The following is a 1,395-nucleotide window of genomic DNA, read 5'->3' as shown; positions in this document are numbered from 1 at the left end:
GGACTGGGGACTGGGGAGAATTCACTTCCCACTCTCACTCTCACTCAATGCCCAATGCCCAATGCCCAATGCCCAATGCCCAATGCCCAATGCCCAATGCCCCAGCATCTAGATTTAATTTTTAAGTTTTGAGAAGTTTTCTGATGACAACTGCAATTTCCTATCCCAATGCGCCTGATTTAGCAACCGATGACTACATTGTTATCGGCTTGGCAACCTGCTTCGTCAAAGAAGATGGAGAAGTTTATCAAATCGAAGTTATAGAACCGATTCCCTCTGCGGCTTTGGAAGCGCTTTTAAAGGGCATTCCTACTTCCTATAAGCTGGCTCATGCAACAACTTTGGGATCTGTACTGGATGGCGATTCCCAACTGGTGCCAGATGGCTTTCCAGAGTCGGCTCAGTTTGGAGAAGAATTTGTGCCACGAGCATTTGCAGCCGCTCGTACATACAAGCGTCGTGAATCTGCAAAATCCCTGATTCCATTAGGTAAAAACTATACTGATTTTAAGTATTCCATTGAGCGCAAGCGGGTGTTAAATGCCGCTAGAGTTGTAACAAAAGAAGATAACGTTAAACAGCATTCTCACACTCACAAAGTTCTTTAAGTAATTATGCTCAAACTTTACGGTGGCGCTCGGAGTCGAGCCTCAATTGTTCAATGGTATTTAGAGGAAATCCAAATTCCTTACGAATTCGTCAAACTTGATATGCAGGCGGGTGAACACCTCAAGCCTGAATATTTGGCAATTAACCCAGTTGGTAAAGTTCCAGCAATTGTTGATGGGGATTTTCAGCTTTGGGAATCTGGAGCAATTTTGCTGTATCTCGCCGATAAGTATGGTAAAACAGCACTTTCATCAGAGGAACGTGCTGTTTTTTCCCAGTGGGTGTTGTTTGCCAATTCTACCCTCGCTCCAGGGATTTTTGGGGAGGAAAATCGGGAACGAGAAATGCCCCGTTTATTGACTCCGTTAAATGAAATTTTTGGTAAGCAACCTTTTTTGCTGGGTAATGAGTTCACTATTGCTGATGTGGCAGTGGGGTCTATTCTAACTTACATTCCCATCATGCTGAAGCTAGACCTCAGCGCCTATCCAGCAGTGTTGAACTATATGAAGCAGGTATCTGAGCGTCCGGCATTTCAAAAAAGTATTGGTGGACGAGGTTAAGTAGGTAGGCGTAATTAAATAAGCTGTTCTACATTTAACTTGCATAATTAGGGCGGGCAAGATTCCCACCCCACAAGAGTTGTATTAAATTTAGACATGCAAACTAGATATTGAACAGCTTATTAAGATCAAACCTCACCCTCAATCCCTCACCTTAGTAACCTACGGTGTACACACATCTCTGTACAGACCCAAAATCGTTAGATATCCCCCTAAATCCCCC

The 1,395-nt window shown here is 43.7% G+C and carries 2 protein-coding genes; both read left to right on the top strand.

What is annotated here, in order from left to right; genetic code table 11:
* The first annotated feature begins 143 nt into the window (after window positions 1-143).
* Entirely contained in the window at window positions 144-608 is a 465-nt protein-coding gene (locus CDG77_RS34900) for a hypothetical protein (protein WP_094333658.1), read from the top strand.
* 6 nt (window positions 609-614) lie between these two features.
* Window positions 615-1,172: a glutathione S-transferase family protein gene (locus CDG77_RS34895; RefSeq protein ID WP_094333657.1), complete on the top strand. Its 558-nt coding sequence runs from the start codon at window positions 615-617 to the stop codon at window positions 1,170-1,172.
* Window positions 1,173-1,395 lie beyond the last annotated feature (223 nt).

The organism is Nostoc sp. 'Peltigera membranacea cyanobiont' 213 (assembly GCF_002245975.1).
GTDB lineage: Bacteria > Cyanobacteriota > Cyanobacteriia > Cyanobacteriales > Nostocaceae > Nostoc.
Note: the sequence above shows the minus strand (reverse complement) of the source record. Positions and strands in the feature narration are given on the sequence as shown.

What these genes read in the sequence shown, in the direction of transcription:
- CDG77_RS34900 (WP_094333658.1), top strand. Translation starts at nt 144, where the DNA reads ATGACAACTGCAATTTCCTATCCCAATGCGCCTGATTTAGCAACCGAT.
- CDG77_RS34895 (WP_094333657.1), top strand. Translation starts at nt 615, where the DNA reads ATGCTCAAACTTTACGGTGGCGCTCGGAGTCGAGCCTCAATTGTTCAA.